General features: G+C 69.5%; 7 protein-coding genes. 4 read left to right on the top strand and 3 right to left on the bottom strand.

From position 1 onward, the window contains the following. The 3 genes from BGO22_RS19210 to BGO22_RS19200 all read right to left on the bottom strand — a co-directional run. Positions 1–1,062, bottom strand: a 1,062-nt coding sequence (locus BGO22_RS19210) for a P-type ATPase actuator domain-containing protein (RefSeq protein WP_286852236.1), incomplete at its 3' end; no start/stop codon positions are given. Positions 1,063–1,181: 119 nt separating this feature from the next. Further along, entirely contained in the window at positions 1,182–2,459 is a 1,278-nt protein-coding gene (locus BGO22_RS19205) for an NAD(P)/FAD-dependent oxidoreductase (RefSeq protein ID WP_070398950.1), read from the bottom strand. Positions 2,460–2,470: 11 nt separating this feature from the next. Continuing rightward, on the bottom strand, positions 2,471–2,773 hold the full coding sequence (locus BGO22_RS19200; protein ID WP_070398949.1) for a c-type cytochrome: 303 nt from the start codon (positions 2,771–2,773) through the stop codon (positions 2,471–2,473). A 209-nt stretch (positions 2,774–2,982) separates the two neighbouring features. On the opposite strand from BGO22_RS19200, the gene soxC reads away from it, so the two are divergent. The 4 genes from soxC to BGO22_RS19180 form a co-directional block, all read left to right on the top strand. Beyond that, on the top strand, positions 2,983–4,329 hold the full coding sequence (gene soxC, locus BGO22_RS19195; protein ID WP_070398948.1) for a sulfite dehydrogenase: 1,347 nt from the start codon (positions 2,983–2,985) through the stop codon (positions 4,327–4,329). Positions 4,330–4,459: 130 nt separating this feature from the next. Continuing rightward, on the top strand, positions 4,460–5,482 hold the full coding sequence (locus BGO22_RS19190) for a c-type cytochrome (protein ID WP_254668143.1): 1,023 nt from the start codon (positions 4,460–4,462) through the stop codon (positions 5,480–5,482). 65 nt (positions 5,483–5,547) lie between these two features. Beyond that, the gene (locus BGO22_RS19185; RefSeq protein WP_070399214.1) at positions 5,548–5,880 is read left to right on the top strand and encodes a c-type cytochrome; all 333 of its coding nucleotides are present in this window, start codon (positions 5,548–5,550) and stop codon (positions 5,878–5,880) included. A 43-nt stretch (positions 5,881–5,923) separates the two neighbouring features. Then, a partial coding sequence (locus BGO22_RS19180; RefSeq protein WP_286852235.1) for a twin-arginine translocation signal domain-containing protein occupies positions 5,924–6,110 on the top strand: 187 nt, incomplete at its 3' end.

Raw genomic sequence — 6,110 nt, 5'->3', positions numbered from 1 at the left:
CTGCTCGACGGCGTCGATGATGCGCGCCAGCACGGTGTCGCCCGCGGGCTTGCTCACCTCGAACTCCAGCGCGCCGTGCTGGTTGATGGTGCCGGCGAAGACCTCGTCGCCCGGGCCCTTGTCCACGGGGATGCTCTCGCCGGTGATGGGCGACTGGTCGGCCGCGCTGTGGCCGGCGCTGACCCGGCCGTCGAGCGCGAAACGTTCACCGGGCTTGATGCGCACGGTGGCGCCCACGGCCACCGCTTTCGCGTCCACCAGGGCCCACTGGCCGTCGGCCTGGCGCACCTCCGCCTGGGGCGGCGACAGCGCCAGCAGGCCGGCGATGGCGTTGCGCGCGCGCTCCACCGAGCGCGCTTCGATCAGCTCGGCCAGCGAGTACAGCGCCATCACCATGGCCGCCTCGGGCCATTGGCCGATCAGGAAGGCGCCGGTGACGGCCACCGCCATCAGCGCGTTGATGTTGAGCTGGCCGCGCCGCAGCGAGGACCAGCCCTTGCGGTAGACCGAGGTGCCGGCCAGCGCGATGGCGCCCGCCGCGACGCCCATGCCCAGCGCGTCCCAGGGCAGGGTGCCGGGGGCGAAGAATTCGATGAGTTCGGACAGCAGGGCTACCACCAGGGCGGCGACCAGCCGCCACAGCTCGCGCTGCTGCGATTGCGCGGTGGCCTGCGCCGAGGGCGGCGCGGCGACCCGTTCGGTCTGGAAGCCGGCCGAACGGATGGCCGCGTCCAGCGGTTCCCAGGACGCCTCGGGCGCCTCGATGCCCAGGGTGCGGCCGGGCAGGTCGAAGCGCAGGCGGCGGACCTCGCCGAAGCGCTCCAGCGCGCGGCGGATCTCGCCTTCTTCGGTCGGGCAGTCCATGGCGGGAATGCGCAGCAGCAGCTCGCCGGGCGCGGCGGCGCGCGCGGGGCGGGTGAGCGACACCGGCGCGGCGCAGGCGCCGCCGTCGCAGCAGGCCTGCGCCTGACCGTGGTCGTGGCGCTCGTTGTGGTCGTGCCGACCGTGGCCGTGATCGTGGCCGTGGTGGTCGTGCGCGTGTTCGTGGCGGGTGGTGGACATCGTGGTTTCTCTCCGGTCCACCGATTGAAAGCCCTGTAGCGGGTACAGGGTCAAGCCCGCGCCGCCAGAAAGGACAAACCCCGCCGAAGCGGGGTTGGTTCCTGGGGGCGGCCGGCGGATCAGGCCAGCATGTCGGCCCAGATGTTGCGCGCCCAGCCGAGGGCGTAGGCGCCTTCGATCTCGCTCGCCGCGCTGGACAGGCCACCCGAGCCCGGCACCGTCAGCATGGTCTTCTGCGCGGCGTCGTAGCGGTGCACGCTGGCCACGTGCACCACGTCCTTGGCGGTGACGAAGCTGTAGCAGGTGTTGGCGTACAGCGGGTTCTGCGGCGGTTGCTGGCCCATCAGCAGCGAGACCACCGCGGCCGCGCAGGTCTTGCCGTGCTGGTTGGCCATGTGGCCCGACTTGGGCATGGCCGGCGCGATCTGGATCGCGTCGCCCAGCACGTGGATGTTCTTGGCCGCCTTCGATTCGAAGGTGAGGAAGTCCACCTCGCACCAGCGCGCGTTGGCCGTGGCCAGGCCGCTCTTGACGGCGATGGCGCCGGCGCGCATGTCGGGCAGCACGTTGGCCACGCCGGCCTTGAAGTCGTCGTTGAACTCGAACTTCAGGGTGTTGGTGGCGGCGTCCACGTCGACCACCTTGTGCTTGGGGCGGTACTCGATGAGGCCCTTGTAGTGCTCGTCCCAGGCCTTGAGGAACAGGCCCTTCTTGGAGGTGATGTCGTCGTTGGCGTCGAAGATGATGACCTTGCTCTTGGGCTTGGCCACCTTGAAGTAGCTCGCCACCATGCAGGCGCGCTCGTAGGGGCCGGGGGGGCAGCGGTAGGGTGCCAGCGGGATCGACAGCGCGTAGGTGCCGCCGTCCGGCAGGGCCTTGAGCTGGTCGTGCAGCGCGGCCGTTTGCGGGCCGGCCTTCCAGGCGTGCAGGATCTTGTCGGCCGCGCCGGGCTTGGCCAGGCCGGGGATGGTGGGCATGAAGTCCACCCCGGGCGAGAGGATCAGGCGGTCGTAGGGCAGGGTGGCGCCGCTGGCCAGCTTCACGGTGCGCTTGTCGGCGTCGATGCTCTCGACCGTGTCGCGCACCAGCTTCACGCCGTGCTTGCGCTGCAGCTGGTCGTAGGACACGGTGATGTCGGCCAGGGTCTTGTGGCCGCCCACCACCAGATTGCTCAGCGGGCAGGACACGAAGTTGGCGTTGGGCTCCACCAGCGTGACATCGACGCGGCCTTCGGAGAACAGGCGCAGGTACTTGGCGGCCGTGGCGCCGCCGTAGCCGCCGCCCACCACCACCACCTTGGGGCCGGCACCGCCGCCGGTGGCGCATCCCGCCAGCAGGCCCAGGCCGGCCACCGCCGAGCCGGCGCCCAATGTCTGTACGAATTGACGACGTTTCATGGCGGGGCTCCTCACTTCTTCTGGGCCGCGAAGTACGCGGCGATCTGGGCCAGCTGCTCGTCGCTGTAGCCCTTGGACAGCTGGTGCATGATGGTCGCGGGCCGCTGGCCGTTCTTGAAGGCCATCAGCTGTTGCAGCAGCTCGTTCTTGTCCCGGCCGGCCAGGGCGATCATGCCGGGTTCGGCCCGGCCGTCGGTGCCATGGCAGTTGGCGCAGGCCGCCGCCCACACCTTGATCTGGTTGACCTGGGCGTGGGCCCCGGCGGCCGCGGCGAGCAGCGTCGCCGCGGCCAGCCATTTTGTTGTTCTTTGCATCGTCGTCTCCGATTGCGGGTTGGGATGGAAGCGCACCCAAAACTGTAGCAGCGGGCCTCCCTCGAAAAACAGGTACCGGTATGCGCGGGACGCACAGGGACATTGAAGACCAGCCGGTCGGGAATTGCATCAAGGGTTTACTCGCATCCAAATATCAGCAATTAACGATATAGTCGCGGCCCTGAGATCTCTCCCTGAACGGACGCATCGTGTCGGACGCACTGCAACACACCATCGGACGGGTGCTGCCCGCCCCTGAAAACCACCTCGACGCCAACCAGCTCGACGCCGCGCGCAAGGCGCGCCGCAGCTTCATGGGCAAGGCGCTGGCCATGGGCGCGGGCGCCGTGGCCGTGGGCCACGCCCCGCGCGCGCGCGCGAGCGAAGGCGAGGGCGACCCCGCCATCCTGAAAATGCCCGAGCACACCCGCGGCCTGGGCCGGCCGGTGGCGGACAACCCCTATGGCCAGCCCAGCAAGTGGGAAGCCAACCTGCAGCGCCGCCAGAGCCCGGGCCTCACGCGCGTGCCGCAGGCCTCGGTGAGCTTCACGCCGCTGCAGGGCCTGTTCGGGATCATCACGCCCAGCGGCCTGCATTTCGAGCGCCACCACCAGGGCTGGTGGGACATCGACCCCAGCCAGCACCGCCTCATGGTGCACGGCCTGGTCAAGCGCTCGCGCGTCTTCACCATGGACGACCTGATGCGCCTGCCCAGCGTCTCGCGCATCCACTTCATCGAATGCGGCGCGAACTCGGCGCCCGAGTGGGGCAACGTCGCCCTGCCGTCCGTGCAGTACACGCACGGCATGGTGAGCTGCTCGGAATTCACCGGCGTGCGCCTGTCCACCCTGCTGGAGATGTGCGGCGTGGACAAGAAGCTCGGCAAATACGTGCTGGCCGAGGGCGCCGACGGCTCGTCGATGACGCGCACCATCGACATGGAGCGCGCCATGGAGGACTGCATCGTCGCCTGGGCCATGAATGGCGAGATGCTGCGCCCCGAGAACGGCTACCCGCTGCGGCTGGTGGTGCCGGGCATCCAGGGCGTGAGCTGGGTGAAGTACCTGCGCCGTTTGGAGGTGGGCGACCAAAAGTGGGCCACCAAGGACGAGACCATCCACTACATCGACCTGATGCCGGACGGCACGCACCGCCAGTACACCGGCATCCAGGAGTGCAAGAGCGTGATCACCACGCCCTCGGGCGGGCAGATGCTGCTCGACAAGGGCTACTACAACGTCAGCGGCCTGGCCTGGTCGGGCCGCGGCTCGATCAAGCGGGTGGACGTGAGCGTGGACGGCGGGCGCAACTGGCGCACCGCGCGCCTGGAAGGCCCGGTGCTGGACAAGGCGCTCACGCGCTTCAACATCGACTGGGTCTGGGACGGCCAGCCCGCCGTGCTGCAAAGCCGGGCCATCGACAGCACCGGCTACGTGCAACCGAAGATCAACCAGCTGCGGGCGGTGCGCGGCTCGCGCTCGATCTACCACCAGAACGCGATCCAGTCGTGGCGGGTGGCGGAGAACGGCGAAGTGTCGAACGTACAGGTGTATTGATATGAATATGAGCCACCCCCGCCGCGCGGCGCGCGACCCCCTCAAGGGGGCCACACCTGCGGCCCGGCCAAGCCGGTTCCGCGGTGTTTCTGGGTTGTTCGCGCTTCTGGCATTTGTGACGGTCCCGGCCTTGGCCCAGGCCCAAGCGCAGCCCTGGCACGGGCTCGGCCGCGAGGCCACCCCGGCCGAGATCAAGGCCTGGGACATCGATGTGCGGCCCGATTTCAAAGGCCTGCCCAAGGGCGCGGGCAGCGTCTCGCTGGGCGAGCAGGTGTGGGAGGCGAAGTGCGCGTCCTGCCACGGCGTGTTCGGCGAGTCGAACGAGGTGTTCACGCCCCTCGTCGGCGGCACCACCAAGGCCGACATCGAGCGCGGCCGGGTGAAGAACCTCGAGCTGGGCAGCGTCTTCCCGCAGCGCACCACGATGATGAAGGCGTCCACGGTGTCCACGCTGTGGGACTACATCAACCGCGCCATGCCCTGGAACGCGCCCAAGTCGCTCAAGACCGACGAGGTCTACGGCGTGCTGGCCTACATGCTGAGCCTGGCCGATGTGGTGCCGGCCGACTACACGCTGTCGGACGAGAACATCGCCGACGTGCAGAAGCGCCTGCCCAACCGCAACGGACTGGTGTTCTACGAGCCGCTGTGGAAGGTCTCCGGCAAGGGCGACGTGAAGAACGTGGCCTGCATGAAGGACTGCCCGACCGAGGCCAAGGTGCGCTCGGCGCTGCCCGACTTCGCGCGCGACGCGCACGGCAACATCCAGGAGCAGAACCGCGTGGTGGGCCCGGTGCGCGGCGCCGACACCACCAAGCCGGCGCCGACCGCTCCCGTGGGCAGCGCGCCGCCGCCCGCGCCGGTGGTGGTGGCCGCCGCGCCCGCCGCGTCCGGCGGCGTGGACGTCAAGGCGCTGCTGAGCAGCAACGGCTGCACGGCCTGCCACGGCGTGAGCAACAAGATCGTGGGGCCCGGCTTCACCGACATCCTGGCCAAGCACAAGGGCAAGGCCGATCTGGAGGCCTACCTGGCCGCCAAGATCAAGGCCGGGGGCAGCGGCGTGTTCGGCGCCGTCCCCATGCCGCCCCAGCCCCAGCTCAAGGACGCCGAGGCCCAGGCGATCGCGCGCTGGATCGCCGCGGGTCCGCGCTGAACCGGGCCCGCGCCCTACGCGTTTTCCCCCTGTCCGTTCCCACGAGGAAACATTAGTCTATGAGCATGAAGATGTTGATTGCCGCCGCGACCGCGGTCGCGGCCGTGTCGGCGCTGCCGGCGCACGCGATGGACGCGGCGGCCGCCAAGGCCCTGGCGACCAAGAGCGCCTGCATGGCCTGCCACGCGGTCGACCGCAAGCTGGTCGGCCCGGCCTTCAAGGATGTGGCCGCCAAGCACAAGGGCCAGGCCGATGCGCCCGAGAAGGTGGCCGCGCGCATCAAGTCGGGCGGCTCGGGCCTGTATGGCCCGGTGCCCATGCCGCCCCAGCCCGGTCTCAAAGACGACGAATTGAGGCTATTGGCCGCCTGGGTGCTGGCCGGTGCCCCCGATAAGTAAACTCCCACCCCCTCACGCCCCGAATTTGTACAGGAGTTCAACCATGAACCAGACCCGTCGAGACGCTCTCAAGACCACCGGTGCCTTCGCCACCCTGGTCTCTCTGGGCATCGTCACCCAGAGCCAGGCGCAGGCCGCGCTGGAGCGCGCCAGCTTCGAGGGCAAGACCCTGGCCGACGCCCTCAAGGCCGTCGGCGGCACGCCGGCCAACAGCGACCAGGTGAGCGTGG

The organism is Hydrogenophaga sp. 70-12, from assembly GCF_001897365.1.
Lineage (GTDB): Bacteria > Pseudomonadota > Gammaproteobacteria > Burkholderiales > Burkholderiaceae_C > Hydrogenophaga > Hydrogenophaga borbori.
This window is presented reverse-complemented; position numbering and strand designations above follow the sequence as displayed.